The sequence below is a fragment of the Flavonifractor sp. An10 genome (assembly GCF_002161215.1).
GTDB classification, from domain to species: Bacteria; Bacillota; Clostridia; order Oscillospirales; family Oscillospiraceae; genus Flavonifractor; species Flavonifractor avistercoris.
Map to the genome: position 1 here is coordinate 179,599 of NZ_NFMB01000009.1, position 14,682 is coordinate 194,280.

At 65.6% G+C, this 14,682-nt stretch carries 17 protein-coding genes; 3 read left to right on the top strand and 14 right to left on the bottom strand.

Features of this window, described 5'->3' with window-relative positions; translation table 11 throughout:
* Positions 1-7: 7 nt before the first annotated feature.
* The 7 genes from B5E42_RS16010 to B5E42_RS16040 all read right to left on the bottom strand — a co-directional run bounded on the left by B5E42_RS16010 (position 8) and on the right by B5E42_RS16040 (position 6,260).
* A complete protein-coding gene (locus B5E42_RS16010; RefSeq protein WP_087241476.1) occupies positions 8-703 on the bottom strand; it encodes a CvpA family protein in 696 nt (231 codons plus the stop codon).
* A gap of 18 nt (positions 704-721) precedes the next feature.
* The gene (locus B5E42_RS16015; RefSeq protein WP_087241478.1) at positions 722-1,924 is read right to left on the bottom strand and encodes a DUF5711 family protein; all 1,203 of its coding nucleotides are present in this window, start codon (positions 1,922-1,924) and stop codon (positions 722-724) included.
* A gap of 57 nt (positions 1,925-1,981) precedes the next feature.
* Positions 1,982-2,731: a tRNA pseudouridine(38-40) synthase TruA gene (gene truA, locus B5E42_RS16020; protein WP_087241480.1), complete on the bottom strand. Its 750-nt coding sequence runs from the start codon at positions 2,729-2,731 to the stop codon at positions 1,982-1,984.
* A 34-nt stretch (positions 2,732-2,765) separates the two neighbouring features.
* Positions 2,766-3,578 (bottom strand): energy-coupling factor transporter transmembrane component T, encoded by an 813-nt coding sequence (locus tag B5E42_RS16025; RefSeq protein WP_087241481.1) that lies wholly within the window; start codon positions 3,576-3,578, stop codon positions 2,766-2,768.
* A complete protein-coding gene (locus B5E42_RS16030; RefSeq protein ID WP_087241483.1) occupies positions 3,579-4,457 on the bottom strand; it encodes an energy-coupling factor transporter ATPase in 879 nt (292 codons plus the stop codon).
* A gap of 76 nt (positions 4,458-4,533) precedes the next feature.
* Positions 4,534-5,385: an energy-coupling factor transporter ATPase gene (locus tag B5E42_RS16035; RefSeq protein WP_087241485.1), complete on the bottom strand. Its 852-nt coding sequence runs from the start codon at positions 5,383-5,385 to the stop codon at positions 4,534-4,536.
* Between the two features lie 11 nt (positions 5,386-5,396).
* Positions 5,397-6,260, bottom strand: a complete 864-nt coding sequence (locus tag B5E42_RS16040) for a class I SAM-dependent methyltransferase (RefSeq protein ID WP_087241487.1) — start codon at positions 6,258-6,260, stop codon at positions 5,397-5,399.
* Between the two features lie 220 nt (positions 6,261-6,480).
* Between B5E42_RS16040 and B5E42_RS16045 the strand changes: the two genes are divergently transcribed.
* The 3 genes from B5E42_RS16045 to B5E42_RS16055 all read left to right on the top strand — a co-directional run bounded on the left by B5E42_RS16045 (position 6,481) and on the right by B5E42_RS16055 (position 7,972).
* Complete coding sequence (locus B5E42_RS16045; protein ID WP_087241489.1) at positions 6,481-6,711, top strand: hypothetical protein; 231 nt, start codon at positions 6,481-6,483, stop codon at positions 6,709-6,711.
* Between the two features lie 133 nt (positions 6,712-6,844).
* Positions 6,845-7,150 (top strand): hypothetical protein, encoded by a 306-nt coding sequence (locus tag B5E42_RS16050; RefSeq protein ID WP_087241491.1) that lies wholly within the window; start codon positions 6,845-6,847, stop codon positions 7,148-7,150.
* Positions 7,151-7,228: 78 nt separating this feature from the next.
* A complete protein-coding gene (locus tag B5E42_RS16055) occupies positions 7,229-7,972 on the top strand; it encodes a hypothetical protein (protein ID WP_087241493.1) in 744 nt (247 codons plus the stop codon).
* Positions 7,973-8,045: 73 nt separating this feature from the next.
* On the opposite strand, the gene B5E42_RS16060 is transcribed toward B5E42_RS16055, so the two are convergent.
* The 7 genes from B5E42_RS16060 to purN form a co-directional block, all read right to left on the bottom strand.
* The gene (locus tag B5E42_RS16060) at positions 8,046-8,888 is read right to left on the bottom strand and encodes a helix-turn-helix transcriptional regulator (RefSeq protein WP_242967187.1); all 843 of its coding nucleotides are present in this window, start codon (positions 8,886-8,888) and stop codon (positions 8,046-8,048) included.
* Between the two features lie 96 nt (positions 8,889-8,984).
* Positions 8,985-9,785, bottom strand: a complete 801-nt coding sequence (locus tag B5E42_RS16065) for a helix-turn-helix transcriptional regulator (RefSeq protein WP_087241496.1) — start codon at positions 9,783-9,785, stop codon at positions 8,985-8,987.
* Positions 9,786-9,893: 108 nt separating this feature from the next.
* The gene (purD, locus tag B5E42_RS16070; protein WP_087241498.1) at positions 9,894-11,165 is read right to left on the bottom strand and encodes a phosphoribosylamine--glycine ligase; all 1,272 of its coding nucleotides are present in this window, start codon (positions 11,163-11,165) and stop codon (positions 9,894-9,896) included.
* A 9-nt stretch (positions 11,166-11,174) separates the two neighbouring features.
* Positions 11,175-11,948 (bottom strand): TraX family protein, encoded by a 774-nt coding sequence (locus tag B5E42_RS16075; protein ID WP_087241500.1) that lies wholly within the window; start codon positions 11,946-11,948, stop codon positions 11,175-11,177.
* A 141-nt stretch (positions 11,949-12,089) separates the two neighbouring features.
* Complete coding sequence (locus tag B5E42_RS16080; protein WP_087241502.1) at positions 12,090-13,262, bottom strand: phosphoribosylaminoimidazolecarboxamide formyltransferase; 1,173 nt, start codon at positions 13,260-13,262, stop codon at positions 12,090-12,092.
* 20 nt (positions 13,263-13,282) lie between these two features.
* On the bottom strand, positions 13,283-13,990 hold the full coding sequence (locus tag B5E42_RS16085) for an IMP cyclohydrolase (RefSeq protein ID WP_087241504.1): 708 nt from the start codon (positions 13,988-13,990) through the stop codon (positions 13,283-13,285).
* Between the two features lie 12 nt (positions 13,991-14,002).
* Positions 14,003-14,644, bottom strand: a complete 642-nt coding sequence (gene purN, locus B5E42_RS16090) for a phosphoribosylglycinamide formyltransferase (protein WP_087241506.1) — start codon at positions 14,642-14,644, stop codon at positions 14,003-14,005.
* Positions 14,645-14,682 lie beyond the last annotated feature (38 nt).

Consider the following 14,682-nt stretch of genomic DNA (forward strand, 5'->3'; position numbering starts at 1 on the left):
GTCGAAGTTATGCCACCAGGGAGAAGGGGTTGGTGGTCATGAAGAATTTCAGGAGCACGGTCTGCTCCACCAGCTCCCGGGGCAGCACCTGCCCGAAGAACTGGAGCAGCCAGGCGGCCACGAAGAGGATGATGCACCCCTGCACCAGCCCGAACAGGGCGCCGCCGGTCTTGTTGAGGAAGTGGAGCCCCGGCAGCCGGGCCACCAGATCCAGCGCCCGGCTGAGCAGCCGCCAGGCCAGCAGGATGAGGAAGAAGCCCAGCAGGAACAGGATCAGATAGGCCGCCGACTGGGCGATGGCGGCGGCCACTGCCGCTGCCGCGCTGGCCGCCACGGCGGTCATGCCGTTCTCCACCGCCCTGTCCACGGTGTTGATCAGCGTCTCGTAGAAGCCCATCTCCCGCAGGGCGTCCAGCACCCCCTCCAGGGGTACGTCGTCGGGGGAGAGGACGGCCGCCTCACCGGCCTCCGACTGCTGGCGGATGGACTCGTTGAGCTGCTCCTCAATGGCGGCGGCAAATTTGGGCTCCAAAGCGTCGGCCACCACGGGGGAGAGAGTGCGGGCGGCAAAGCTGGCCCCCAGAAAGGCCACCACAAAGGCCAGCAGGCCGCACAGGGACAGAATCAGCCCCCGGCGGGCGCCTATGCAGGCGAAAATGAGAAGCACGGCCAGAACCAGGCCGTCTGCGATCAGAAAAGCCATAGGGAAATTCCTCCGGATTTACTGCGGGACATAGAGGTGGGCGGTGTGGCTGGAGATGAGCATGGCGCTGCCGTCGTCCCGCAGCAGCACGCTCTGGGCGCCCTGGGTGCCGTCCAGGGTGCTGTAGCTCTCCAGGGACTGGTTGTACACATCCAGCCGGTCGGCGGTGAGCACCCCCACATACCGCCCGGCGGCGGAGAGGGAGAGGATCTGTTCATTGACGTCCAGCGCGGCCTGGGCGGCGCCGTCGGCGCCCACCAGAACCAGCTCCGCCGTGCTGCCCGCCCGGTACTTGCCCAGCAGCAGGGCGGCGGTGCCCTCCCCGTCCAGGGAGAAGGCCTTCAGGTACCGCCCGCCGTAGTCATAGGCGCCGGACAGGGCGCCGTCGGGGGAGACGATGACCAGGCCGGTGTCCCCCAGCGCCCAGATGCCGCTGTCGTTCCAGCGCAGGGCCAGGATCGCGTCGCCCCCCACGGGACAGCTCCAGTCCGGCTCGGTGTCCTCCTCCGTGCGCGCCAGGGCGTAGCACTCCACCCGGCTCTCAAAGCTGCCGTCGGTGAGGCCCATGGTGAGCACCGCAACGGAGCGGTTGTCCGGAGACACCACTGCGTCCATGACAAAGCGGTCGGAGCGGCTGATCTGGATCAGGGGCGTGGCGTAGTCGCTGTCATAGATGGTCACCGCCCCCTTGAAGCCGCTCTGCTGGCTGACCACAGCCAGCCACCCGTTCCGGTTGAGGGAGGCGGACAGAATGGACTGCCCCGTCTCCTGGGTGAGGGAAAAGACCTCCTCACGGCTGGCGTAGATCAGCAGCTCCTCGCCGCCCACGTCGTAGATCAGGGCGGTTTCCCCCGCCGTGTCCACGGCGGGATTTTCCATGGAGATGGTCTCATTCACATAGAGCTGGCCGCTGCCTGAATAGAGCTGCAGGCTGTTGGGAGAGCAGACCAGCAGATCTCCGCCCACCGAGGCGAAGATGCTGTCGGAGTCCCCGTCAAAGGGGAAGGACTCCGCCTGCCCGCTGTCACTGCGGGCCAGGGAGCGGTAGGAGAACCACCGCTTGACAAAGTCGAAATTCAGCTTGTCGTAATTGGCCACCAGGGCCACCGCCCCCAGCACCAGGGCCAGGGTCACCAGAAAGGCCAGGAAGCGGACAAAGGGATTGGGCCGCTTTCTGCCCTTCGGGGAGGAAGTGGGACGGCCCCCATTGATTTCTTCCATTCTATGCTCCTTCGCGGATTTTATGCGGTTGGAATCCGCCCCGCAAGGAAAGCGGGGCTACAACACATCCTCATTGTACCACAATCTGGTCATGTACAGGCCACCCGCAGGTACGGTGGGCCCGGCATCCGTCCGGTTTTTGCCCTCCAGAATGGCGGGCACGGCGTCGGGGGAGAACTTGCCGTCGGCGGCGTAGACGCAGGTGCCCACCATGGCCCGCACCATGTTGTACAGGAAGCCGTCGGCGCACACCTTACATTCAATCAGATCCCCGCTGCGGGAGATGTCGAAATAGTGGACGGTGCGCACGGTGGTGCGGGTCTCGGTGCCCACACTGCGCACGGCGGCGAAGTCGTGGGTGCCCACGAAGTGTGAGGCGGCCCGCTGCATGATGGTCTCGTCCAGCCGCTTGGGATAGAACCAGGCACGATTGACATAAAACGCATTCCGGATGCGGGAATTGTAGATCCGGTAGGTGTACTCCTTTTTCAGGCAGGAGCCGATGGCGTTGAATTCATCCGGCACCTCGGTGGCCTTGACCACCACGATGTCGTCGGGCAGGCGGGTGTTCACCGCCAGGGGGATCCGGTCGCAGGGGATGCGGGAGGAGGTGCGGAAATTGGCCACGTAGACCTCCGCATGGACGCCGGCGTCGGTGCGGCCCGCGCCGGTGCACTTCACCGGATGGCCCACCACCGAGGCCAGGGACTTCTCCAGAGTCTCGGCCACGGTCTCCGCGTTTTTCTGCACCTGCCAGCCGTGATAGGCCGTGCCCACGTACATCAAGCGTAACGCAATATTTCTCATAAGGCTTTAAGCTCACATTATAATTTTCTTAAATTTACAGCCCGAAGTGGCCCAGCACGCCGATGCCCACGCACATGGCCAGGGCAAACAGCAGGGCGGCCACATCCATGCCCTTCAGCTTCAGCTGGCGCAGGCGGGTGCGGCCCTCGCCGCCGTGGTAGCAGCGGCACTCCATGGCCACCGCCAGCTCGTCGGCCCGGCGGAAGGCGGAGATGAACAGGGGCACCAGCAGAGGCACCAGGGCCTTGGCCTTCTGCATCAGGTTGCCGGTGTCGAAGTCGGCACCCCGGGCCTTCTGAGCGGACATGATCTTGTCCGTCTCCTCAATCAGGGTGGGAATGAACCGCAGGGCGATGGACATCATCATGGACAGCTCATGGACGGGCACCTTGATGGCCTTCAGGGGGTTCATCAGCCGCTCCAGGCCGTCGGTGAGCTGGATGGGGGAGGTGGTGTAGGTCAGCAGGAAGGTGCAGGTGATGAGCATGGCGATGCGCAGCACCATGAAGATGGCGGCCCAGATGCCCTCCGCGTAGATGTTGAACACCCAGAAGGAGACCAGGGGCTCCCCCTCGCCGGCGGTGTAGAACAGGTTGAGCACGCCGGTGATGATCACGATGATCAGAATGGGCTTCATGCCCCGCAGGATGCTCTTGAGGCCCACCTTGGACACGGCGATGAGCACCCCCAGCAGAACCAGCAGGATGGCATAGGAGACCACCTGCCTGGCCAGGAACAGGGCCACGATATAGGCCACGGTGAAAATGAGCTTGGTGCGGGGATCCAGCCGGTGGATCACGGTGTGGCCGGGGAAGTACTGGCCCAGGGTAATGTCCTTCAGTGCCATTTACACCGCCCCCTTTTCTGTCTGCCCACGGCCCAGCCTGGCCAGGATGGCGTCCCTGGCCTGCTCGGTGGTGTATACCGAGGCGTCGATGTCCACGCCCATGGCCCGCAGCCGGTGGAACACCCGCGTCATGGCGGGCACGCCCAGGCCCATGGCCTCCAGCTCGTCCCCGTGGGCAAACACCTCCCGGGGCGCGCCGGAGAAGGGAATGCGGCCGTCGTTGACCACCACGATGCGGTCTACCGTCCGGGCCATCTCCTCCATGGAGTGGGAGACGATGATGATGGTGGCGTTCTTGGCCTGGTGGTAGTCCCGGATGTTGCCCAGAATCTCCTCCACGCCCACGGGATCCAGCCCGGCGGTGGGCTCGTCCAGAATGAGCACCGACGGCTCCATGGCGATGACGCCGGCGATGGCCACCCGGCGCTTCTGGCCGCCGGAGAGCTCAAAGGGGGACTTGTCCAGCAGTTCCTCCCTCAGGCCCACGAACTGGGCAGCCTCCCGCACCCGGCGGTCGATCTCCTTCTCGTCCAGGCCCATGTTTTTGGGGCCGAAGGCGATGTCCTTGTAGATGGTCTCCTCAAAGAGCTGGTACTCCGGGTACTGAAACACCAGGCCCACGTGGAAGCGGGTCTCACGGGTGCGCTCCTTGCTCTCCCAGATGTCCTGCCCCTCGTAGAGCACCCGGCCGGAGGTGGGTTTGAGCAGGCCGTTCAGGTGCTGGATCAGGGTGGATTTGCCCGAGCCGGTGTGGCCGATGATGCCCAGGTATTCCCCCCGGTAGGCGGTGAAGTCCACGTCCACCAGAGCGCCGTGCTCAAACGGGGTGCCGGCGGAGTAGATATGGCTCAGGTGTTCCGTCTGAATGATGGGTTCCAACTGACTTCATTCCTTTATCAATAGTGGTGCATCCCCGTGAAACCGGGTGACGCCCGGTAAGCGGAGCGCGATTTTCTCACGCCCGCGTCAATACGTCATACAGAGCCTGGGCGCACTCCTCGTCGCTGAGGGCGTCCAGGGGCACGTCCACCCCGGCCTGGCGCAGCTGCCACAGCAGCTCGGTGGTCTCAGGGACGGTGAGGCCCACAGATTTCAGCGCATCCACCTGCTGGAAGACCTCCTTGGGGGCGCCGTCGGCCACCACCCGGCCCTTGGCCATGACCACCAGCCGGTCGGCCTGGGCGGCCTCGTCCATGTGGTGGGTGATGAGCACCACCGTGACGCCGGACGTGCGGTTGAGGGTTTTTATGGTTCTCATGACCTCCGCCCGGCCGGTGGGATCCAGCATGGCGGTGGGTTCGTCCAGCACGATGCACCGGGGCGCCATGGCCAGCACGCCGGCGATGGCCACCCGCTGCTTCTGCCCGCCGGAGAGCAGATGGGGGGCGTGCTCCCGGTACTCGTACATGCCCACGGTCTTGAGGGCGTCATCCACCCGGCGGCGGATCTCCTCCGGGGGCACCCCCAGGTTCTCCGGGGCGAAGGCCACATCCTCCTCCACCACGTTGGCCACGATCTGGTTGTCCGGGTTCTGAAATACCATGCCCACGGTGCGGCGGATATCCAGAAGCCGCTCCTCGTCCGCGGTGTCGATGCCGTCCACGTACACCTTGCCGCCGGAGGGCAGCAGGATGGCGTTCAGGTGCTTGGCCAGGGTGGACTTGCCGGAGCCGTTGTGGCCCAGCACGGCCACGAAGGAGCCGGCCTCAATGTCCAGGCTCACCCCGTCCAGCACCAGGGGGTTGACCTCCCCTGCCTCGGCATAGGTGAAGCGGAGGTTCTCGGTTTTGATGATGGTGTCGTTCATGCGTCTCCCTCTTATTCGGCAGTCCAGCGGCCCGTGGCCCCGCAGGGCAGAGCCAGACCGGTGGCGGTGACGGGCAGGCCCAGCTCCTGGCTCTCGGTGCGGCCGCCGTATTTCCGGCTCACCAGGGTCTCCAGCAGATAGGTCAGCACCGACGGGGCCAGGCCCGTGGTGTAGGAGTTGATCAGGAAAAACAGGGGCTCGTCAGAGAGCACCCCGGTGACCAGTTCCACAAAGGGGAACAGGTTCTCCTCCAGCTTCCAGATCTCCCCGGAGGGGCCCCGTCCGTAGGAGGGGGGATCCATGATCACCGCGTCGTACTTCCGCCCCCGGCGGATCTCCCGCTCCACAAACTTGGCGCAGTCGTCCACAATCCAGCGGATAGGGGCGTCGGACAGGCCGGAGGAGGCCGCGTTCTCCCGGGCCCAGGCCACCATGCCCTTGGCCGCGTCCACGTGGCACACCGAGGCCCCCGCCGCCGCGCAGGCCACCGAGGCCGCGCCGGTGTAGGCGAACAGGTTGAGTACGCTGACGGGCCGCCCGGCGGCGCGGATGCGCTCCATGGCGAAGTCCCAGTTGGCCGCCTGCTCGGGGAACACGCCGGTGTGCTTGAAGTTCATGGGCTTGACGTTGAGCGTCAGCGGGCCGTAGCCCAGCGTCCACCGCTGGGGCAGTTCCTTCTTGACCCACTGGCCCCCGCCGGTGGAGGAGCGCTGATACCGGGCGTCATACTTCCGCCAGCCGGGGTGCCTTCCCTCGGGCCGCCAGATGGCCTGAGGGTCGGGCCGCACCAGCAGGTAGTTTCCCCAGCGCTCCAGCCGCTCGCCATTGCCGCAGTCCAGCAGCTCATAGTCTCTCCAGTTATCGGAAATCCACATCTTGATCCCGTCCCATTGTCCAGTTTGTCATAATCATCCTATTATATCACCTGTAGGGAAACCAGTCAATGCAAAGAAGCCGGGAGGGCCATGGCCTGGCTTTCTGCCCGGAAAATCGGGCGGAAGGTGGATTTTTCCCCCGCCGTATGCTATACTCTCCCTGACAGGAGGAGACGGCCGGGCGGGCGGCGGAGGCCGCGAAAAAGTTGGGGGATGCAGTATGAAAAATGGCTTGCACAGGAGATGGCGGGCGGTACTCTGCATCGGCGTGCTGGTACTGGCCGCCGCTGTGGCGGCAGCTGTATTTCTGCCCACAAGGCCCATGGTAGAGCCCGCGGACAACCCCAGCGTCGGCTTTGTCAGCGCCGACTTCGGGCGGGACGGGGAGACCTACAGCGCGGACATTCCCGGGAGCGAGCTGCCTCAACCTCTCCAGCCGGCCAGGCTATGACTCCGCCCAGTTTGGGGACCCCCATTATCAAATTGTCGGGCACGAGAAGCTGTATCAGGAGGTCTATGCCCTGCTGTCCGACGTGATCTCCGCCCATGCGATAAAGAGATGAGGAACGGAAGGGGGTATCCGGATGAACAGGAGAAGAAAGCTGACCATCGCGGTTCTTGTTCTGGCGGCTGTCCTGGTGTTTTTCATTTGGCTGCCCCTGGTTCATTCCGCCCGTGATTATCGGGCCATGTCCATGACCGCGCAGTTGGAGTACAAAATCAAGGTGGAGCACGGCGTATATTCCGACTCGCTATTTGAAAGCGTGGAGGTAATACGCCCGTGGTACAGCCGTGATCCGTCAGGCTGGATCTTTGTGGTCACCATGGCCCCGGACGGTGAGACGCTGTATTACAGGTATGACGACGGTGAATTTGTCCTTCTTTCTTGAACAGGACGCACTTTTTGTTGTACTGTGGCGTTAACTGTGATAAAATAGCCGTGAATCTGTAGAAACGAGGGATCCGAAATGGCCGACACAGAACTCCAATTCCGCACAGCCACCTTTGGCGGCTTTCAGAAGCAGGACGTACTGCTGTATATTGAGACCATGACGCGGGAGCACCGGGAGAAGCTGGATGGGCTTCAGCGGAAGCTGGACGAGGCCGGAGAGGCGCAGTCTGCCCGGGAGGGGGAGCTGGCGGCCGCCCGGGAGCGGGAGGAGAAGCTGGGACAGGAACTCCAGGGCCTGCGGGAGGAGCTCTCCGCCGCCCGCAGGGAGGGCGAGGAGCGTCAGAAGGAGCTGGCCCGGCTGGAGACGGAGCTGGCGGAGCTGCGCCGGGAGAAAACCGCGGCGGAGGAGCTGCTGACCGAGACGGAGGCGCGCCTGACGGAGACCAAGGAGAAGCTGGCCCGGGCGGGTCAGGCGGCGGAGGCCTACGAGAAGATCAAGGATCGCACCGCCGGCATCGAGCTGGAGGCCCACTGCCGGGCCCAGGATGTCCAGGCAGAGGCGGAGGAGCGGGCAAAGCGGCTCCAGGCCGACGTGGAGCAGTGGCTGAGCCGGGTGCAGACCGGATACGGCAGGCTGCGGGAGGACGTCAACGCCGCCATCGGACGGGCCAGGGCCGAGATGGATCAGGCGGGCGGCCTGCTGGAGGAGATCTCCCACACCCTGGGCAGCCAGGCGGAGCAGCTGAGCCGACTGGCCGAGGGCTATTCGGCGGAGCTCAACCACCGGCCGCCGGATCCCCTGCCCCTGGACGATAACTGAAATACAGAAAAACCGGGCGGACGCGGCTGCGTCCGCCCGGTCTGCTTGTGCTGCGGCCGGAACCCCGGCCGGGCTACCCCCAGAAGCGCCAGTTCCGCCACGTGCGGAAGTCAATCAGGCCCTCCACGGTGAGGGAGGCCGTGCCGGACTCCGGCTCGTCCTCCAGCCCGGAGGGGAACAGGTAAAAGGAGAAGTCGTTTCCTGTCCGCCCCAGGGGCTGTATGTCCGCCAGCTCACCGGCCCAGCTCTGCCCGCCCACAGCGGTGGTGAGGGACAGGCCGTCGGCGGCCTCCACCCGGAAGCTGCTCAGGGAATCGTCGGCGCGCTCCTCATAGCAGCCGGACACCAGCCGCCCGCCCAGGCGGTTCAGGGCACCCTCCGCCTGGAAGGTGACCACCCAGCGGCCGTTAAGCTGTTCCAGCCCGGACACTGTAATGGAGCATCCCTTGTCATTCTGATAGAGCACCGAGCCGATGCTGGAGGACGGATCACTCAGCTCCACCTCCACCGTCCGGGGATCCGTCAGGGTGTAGACGGTGGTGTGGTAGGCCCCGTCCTCCAGCTGGTAGCGGAAGCCGTCCCGCCGGGTGCCAACCGCCCCGTTGGAGAAGGCCAGCAGATACACCAGATAGATCAGCACCGCCGCCCCCAGCACCGCCAGGGCCCCGGTGATCAGCCACCGCCGCCGGACGGCCCCTGTGACCGCCGCCGGGGGCGGCGTGCCGTAAATCACCTCGGTGACCTCCACCCCCAGGGCGGCGGCGATGGCCTGGAGGGTGTCCAGATCCGGCTGGGCGGCGCTGCGCTCCCAGTTGGACACCGCCTGCCGGGTGACGTGGAGCCGCTCCGCCAGCTCCTCCTGGGTGAGGCCCCGTTCCAGCCGGAGCTTTCTGATGTGCTTTGCCACGGACGCCATGTGCATCCCTCCTTGTGCCCACAGTGTAGCAGGGAGGCCAGATTTTGTCACGCAAAGAGCCCTTGCGCCGCGGCGCAAGGGCTCTTTTTCCAGCTGTTAACGGCCCGCCGCGCCCAGCAGCAGGCGGAGCACCCACCGGGGAGCCTCCGGCGCCTGGGCCTGGAGCCAGGACAGCAGCTCCGGCGGAGACAGCTCCAGCGCCTGGAGCTGATCCAGGGTGAAGGCCAGGCCGCGGGCCGACTCGGCGTCCTGGCCGATAGCCAGCAGGGAGCCGAAAGCCGCCGCGCCGCCGGCGTACTGCCCGACGGCGGCACCGCCCACGGCCACAAACCGGCTGACGGCGCAGCCGCCGAGGGCGGCACCCAGGCTGAACGCGCCGCCGCCCAGGGCGGCCAGCAGGCCGAAGGCCATTCCGCCCACGGCCAGCCCGCCGGCGGCCAGTCCGGCCAGGGTCAGCAGGCCGATGCCCAGCCCGCCGATGGAGAGCAGTCCGGCGGAGAAGCCGCCGATGGCCACAAGGCCGGTGGCCACGTTGCCGATGGCGATGATCCCCCTGGCCCGGCGGAGGCCGTAGCCCAGGTGGATATGCACCAGGGGCAGGCCCAGGAGGGTGCATTTACTGCGGTACTCGTAGTGATAGGGGGTGTAATAGTTGTGGATCACCGTCCGCTCCGCCGGGGCGGCCTGGGGCGCCTCCGGCTCCACCCCCCGCACCAGGTAGTCCAAGGTGACGGAGAAATAGCCGGCCAGGGCGGACAGGTTGTTGAGATCCGGGGTGGAGGCCCCGGCCTCCCACTTCTGCACCGCCTGGCGGGAGACCCCCACGGCGTTGGCCAGCTCCTCCTGGGAGATACCCCGCCCCTTGCGGAGCTGGTAGAGCCGTTCACGAAATTCCATATGGATGAACCTCCTTCGTTTCTGGCTCCATCCTAACAGAACGGCCCGTCCCCGCGCAACCAACCGGAGCATCCAATTTGACAACCGGCGGTTGCATACCTTGGGGCTCTAAGCGTTGGGGTTCCACACCCGGCCAATGTCGGAGCGGAAGAACATGTCCTGGAAGTGGATGTGAGAGGCGGCGGCATAGGCCCCGTCGATGGCCGCGTTCAGCTCCGGCCCGGTGGCGGTGACCCCCAGCACCCGGCCGCCGCTGGTGAGGACGCTCCCGTTCTCACCCAGCCTGGTGCCCGCATGGAACACCACGGCGGATTGGCCGGCCTCCTCCAGCCCTGTAATGGGATATCCCTTTGCATAGCTGCCGGGGTATCCGCCGGAGGCCAGCACCAGACAGCAGGAGGCCCCGTCCTTCCAGCGCACGTCCACCTGATCCAGGGTGCCGTTCCGGCAGGCCAGGAAGATGTCCATCAGATCGCTGTCTAGCAGGGAGAGCACCGCCTGGCACTCCGGATCGCCGAAGCGGGCGTTATACTCCACCACCTTGGGGCCGTCGGGGGTGAGCATCAGGCCGAAGTAGATCACCCCGTGGAAGGGGCGGCCCTCCGCCCTGAGGGCGGCCACGGTGGGCAGGAAGATCTCCTCCATGCACCGCTTTGCCACCTCGGGGGTGTAGTTGGGGGAGGGGGAGATGGCCCCCATGCCGCCGGTGTTGGGGCCCTGGTTGCCGTCAAAGGCCCGCTTGTGATCCTGGGAGGAGGGCATGGGCACCAGGTGCTCCCCGTCGCAGAAGGCCAGCACGGTGAGCTCCGGGCCAGTCATGCACTCCTCGATGACCACTCTGGCCCCGGCGTCGCCGAATTTGTGGCCGCTCATCATGGAGCGGACGGCGTCCTGGGCCTCGGCCACGGTCTGGGCCACGATGACCCCCTTGCCCAGAGCCAGACCGTCGGCCTTCACCACGATGGGGGCGCCCTGGGCCTCGATATAGGTCAGGGCGGGCTCCAGCTCTGTAAAGGTCTGATACTTTGCGGTTGGGATGTGGTATTTCTCCATCAGACGCTTGGAGAAGCTCTTGCTGGCCTCGATGATGGCGGCGTCGGCCCGGGGGCCGAAGGCGGGAATGCCCGCCGCCTCCAGGGCGTCCACCATGCCCAGGGCCAGGGGGTCGTCGGGGGCCACCACCACAAAGTCCACGCTGTTTTCACAGGCCCAGGCCACCATGGCGTCCACGTCGGTGGCGGGAATGTCCACGCACTGGGCCAGGGCGGCGATGCCGCCGTTGCCCGGCGCACAGGAAAGGTGATCCACTTTACTACTCTTGGACAGCGCCCAGGCGATGGCGTGCTCCCGCCCGCCGCCGCCCACGATCAAAACATGCATGACGACACCTCAATTCAGCGCCAGCCCCAGGGCCCACAGGCCCAGCAGGTGCGCGGGATAGAATACATAGAAGAACCACTTGTTCTGGAGGCCCAGCTGGCCCCGGTAGCAGGCCAGAGGCAGAAGGGAGATTTCTGCGCACAGTGCATAGAGGACGGCGGAGGGGACAGCCGCCGCCAGATAGTCCGCCACCAGCCGGGGCAGCAGGACAGGCAGGGAGAGGAAGCCCATCAGGGGGTTGTACACCAGATAGATCAGCGCCAGCCCCGCACCCAGGCAGAGCAGCAGCCGCTTCCGATCCTCGCCGCACAGGTAGAGCCCGAACACCAGCAGCACGGCGGGAAAGCCATAGTCGGTATTCAGCACCAGGGCCAGCACGCAGGCCCCAAGCAGGGGGAGGGCGGCCACAGTCACGCTGTACTCCGCTTTCACCAGCCGCTCGTAGCCGCAGATGGCGGCGGCGGCCAGGAAGAAGGTGAGGATCACGTTGCCGCCCCAGGTGCCGGTGGCCAGGGTGAAGGGCACCTGGGACACCAGGGCGAATACACCCAGCCGGATGAGATAGCGGTGGAAGAAGCGGGTGCGCCTGCACCCCTCGGCCACGAAGTAGGCGAAGATGGGGAAGGCAAGCCGCCCCGCGCACCGGGGCAGGAGATCCAGGGCGGCGGGAAGGCCCAGCCCGGAGAAGAGCTGGGGGAACACCACCCCCATGTGATCCAGCAGCATGCACAGGGCGGCCAGGTATTTCAGATCTGCCGCGGAAAGGGAAAGGGGACGTTTCATAGGGAAACCTCTCGACAGATCCCCGCCGGAGGCCGGAGGGGGTATCGCGGCGAAGCCGCGTATCTAGGGGGAACTGGTTCCCCCTGGAAGGCGCATATCTGAGCGAAGCGAAAGCCTTTCCGCAGAAAGGCGATGCGCCTTTTAATGGTGGAAAAGCCGCATCCCGGTGAAGGCCATGACGATGCCGTACTTGTTGCAGGTGGCGATCACATGGTCGTCCCGGATGGAGCCGCCGGGCTGGACGATGTAGCGCACGCCGCTCTTGCGGGCCCGCTCCACGTTGTCGCCGAAGGGGAAGAAGGCGTCGGAGCCCACGGTAACGCCGGACTGGGTGGCGATCCACGCCTTTTTCTCCTCCAGGGTGAGCACCTCGGGCTTGACCTGGAAGGTGTTCTGCCACACGCCCTCGGCCAGCACGTCCTCGTACTCGTCGGAGATATACACGTCGATGGCGTTGTCCCGGTCGGGGCGGCGGATGCCGTCCACGAACTGGAGATCCAGCACCTTGGGGTGCTGCCGCAGCAGCCAGTTGTCCGCCTTGCTGCCCGCCAGGCGGGTGCAGTGGATGCGGCTCTGCTGGCCGGCGCCCACGCCGATGGCCTGGCCGTCCTTCACGTAGCAGACGGAGTTGGATTGGGTGTACTTCAGGGTGATGAGGGCCACCAGCATGTCCCGTTTGGCGTTGTCGGGCAGCTCCTTGTTGTCGGTGACGATGTTGTTCAGCAGAGACTCGTTGATGGCGAAGTTGTTGCGGCCCTGCTCAAAGGTGACGCCGAACACGTCCTTGTGCTCCACCTCCCGGGGCACATAATCCGGGTCGATCTGCACCACGTTGTAGCCGCCCTTGCGCTTGGTCTTCAGGATCTCCAGGGCCTCGTCGGTGTAGCCGGGGGCGATGACGCCGTCGGACACCTCCAGGGCCAGATAGCGGGCGGTGGCGGCGTCGCACACGTCGGACAGGGCGGCCCAGTCGCCGTAGGAGCACAGCCGGTCGGCCCCCCGGGCCCGCACATAGGCGCAGGCGATGGGGGAGAGCTCCATGCCCTCGGCGAAGTAGATTTTCTTCTCCACGTCGCTCAGGGGGGTGCCCACGGCGGCGCCGGCGGGGGAGACGTGCTTGAAGGACGCGGCGGCGGGCAGGCCGGTGGCCTCCTTCAGCTCCTTCACCAGCTGCCAGGAGTTGAGGGCGTCCAGGAAGTTGATATACCCCGGCTTGCCGTTGAGCACCTGGATGGGCAGCTCGCCCTCCTCCATGAAGATGCGGGCGGGCTTCTGGTTGGGGTTGCAGCCGTATTTCAGTTCCAGTTCTCTCATGCTCAAACCTCCGTCCAATCTCAGTTGTGCTTGTTCTTGATCACGCTCTCCCACTGGCCGCTCTTGCGGTCGATATAGCGGACAAAGAGGGAGACCTTGTTGTCCTCGTTCAGGCTGGCCCACAGCAGCTCGGCAAAGTCGGCGGCGGTGTCGCTGACGATGTCCACCTGCTCCGGCTCGCCCTGGAAGGAGGGGAGGGGATTGCCGTCCTCCATATAGGTGTGGAGGAAATGGCCCTGCCCGGCCAGGGGGGCCTCGTAGTCGAAGAAGTACCGGCGGCAGGAGGCGGGATTGCCGTCGGCGCTCTTGAGGATGGACAGGGTGTAGTCCCCGTTCTGCTGCACCAGGCCGGAGATGCGGGGGGTGTAGTTGGGCTTGTCCGGCTCGAAGGTGCGCTTGCGCAGGGCCTCCTCAAAGCTCTTGCCCGCGGCCAGCCCCTCCCGGATGGTGTCGGTCTGGTCGCCGTTGGTGACGATGGTGGAGGTGCCGAACACCCGCACGGGGGCGTAGATGATGAGGGAGGGATCGGTGAGCTTGGCGGGATCGTAGGCTTGGGTGCGGATGCCGTCGGGGGTCTCCACGAAGATCCGGTTGCGGGAGTTCTCGCTCCGGCCCATGATGAAGTAGGCGATGACCGACTTGCTCCCGTCGGGGGAGCTGCCCAGCACGATACCCCGGCCGGGATAGGGGTTGATGCGCAGCAGCGCGGTGAGATCCAGAGTTTTCATGCAAAGGCTCCTTTATTTGGATTCTTTGTCCTGCTTGATGTGAACCGTCCGACCCTCCACGGAGAGCCGGCCCTCACAGAACAGGGAGACGGCCCGGGGGAGGATGCGCCACTCGGCCTGCTCCATCACCCGGCGCTGGAGAACCTCGGGGGTGTCCCCCTCCTGAATCTCCACCGCCTTCTGGAGGACGATGGGGCCGCCGTCGGGCTCCTCGTTGACAAAGTGGACGGTGGCGCCGGTGACCTTCACGCCGTAGGCCAGGGCGGCCTCGTGGACGTGGAGGCCGTAGTACCCCGCGCCGCAGAAGGAGGGGATCAGGGCGGGGTGGACGTTGAGGATGGCGTTGGGGTAGGCCGCCACCATCTCTTCGGTGAGGATGTGCATGAAGCCGGCCAGCACCACCAGGCCGATGTCCAGCTCTTTCAGCTTGTCCACCAGGGCCAGGGTCATCTCCCGGTTGGAGGAAAACTCCTTCCGGGCCACCACATAGCCGGGTATGCCGGCCTTCTCCGCCCGCTCCAGGGCGTAGGCGCCGGGCTTGGAGGAGATCACGGCGGCGATGGCGCCGTTTTTCAGCTCGCCCCGGGCCTGGGCGTCAATCAGCGCCTGGAGGTTGGTGCCCCCGCCGGAGACCAGAACCGCAATTCGTACCATAATTCACCTCTTTACGTGTGCGGGCTGTGGCAGCCTCG